Raw genomic sequence first — 1,039 nt, forward strand, 5'->3', positions numbered from 1 at the left:
ATTACATTCAATGCTCTTGTAGTTTATTTTTTAGGTCCAATAGAAAGAATGATAGATGCACAACCAATTATACAATCAGCAATAGTTGCTTCTAGAAGAATAGTTGAAATACTTGACTTAGAAAGTGAAGAAAATGAAGATGCTTTAACAGAATTTTCATTTAGTAATCAAATTATGATAAACAATTTGTATTTTAATTATGGACATAGAGAAGATTTATTAAAAGATATCAATATTATCATAAATAAAAATGACTTTGTAGCACTAGTGGGAGAAAGTGGTTCAGGAAAATCTACACTGGCAAAACTCTTAGTTAATTATTATCAAGCGAAAGAAGGAGAAATTCAATTTGATCAACGAAATATATTAGAAATAGAAAATAGTTCTATCAGAAATAATATAGGCTACGTATCTCAACAAAACTTTTTCTTTAGTGGCACAATCATAGAAAACCTATTAATAGGTAATGATGGGGGAGTTACGATGGATGAGATAATTTCTGCTTGTAAAAATGCTGAGATACATGATTTTATTGAGACTTTACCTCAAAGATATAATACTTCGCTTGAAGCCAATGGAGATAATTTATCTGGTGGACAGCTGCAAAGGCTTGCGCTAGCACGTTTGTATATTAAAAATCCCGATATTTATATACTTGATGAAGTTACTAGTTCGTTAGACGCTACAACGGAAAATAAAATAATTAATAATCTATATAATACTTCTAAAAGTAAAAAAACAGTTATTTTAATATCTCATAAATTAAGCACAATTGAAAAAGTTGATAATATTTATTGTATGAAAAACGGGAAAATTATTGAACAAGGAACTCATAAGCAGTTGCTCGCAAATCGATCTGAGTATTATACACTTTGGAAAAATCAATCAACGGAAGGAATATAGATATGAGGAAAATTTACTCTTTTGAGGACTTTCAAGATAGTACAGTCTATTTAAATAATGTACCTTCTAAGTTCATAAGATACTCCTTATTAATTATTTTTATAGTCTGTGTAGCAACTGTCTCTTATACACATCT

1 protein-coding gene is annotated in these 1,039 nt (G+C 28.7%); it reads left to right on the forward strand.

Features of this window, described 5'->3' with window-relative positions:
• Positions 1–903 (forward strand): ATP-binding cassette domain-containing protein (locus tag CD111_RS12820; RefSeq protein ID WP_240610518.1); only part of this gene is annotated, 903 nt, incomplete at its 5' end.
• Between the last annotated feature and the right edge of the window lie 136 nt (positions 904–1,039).

It is taken from the genome of Mammaliicoccus stepanovicii, from assembly GCF_002902525.1.
Classification (GTDB): domain Bacteria; phylum Bacillota; class Bacilli; order Staphylococcales; family Staphylococcaceae; genus Mammaliicoccus; species Mammaliicoccus stepanovicii.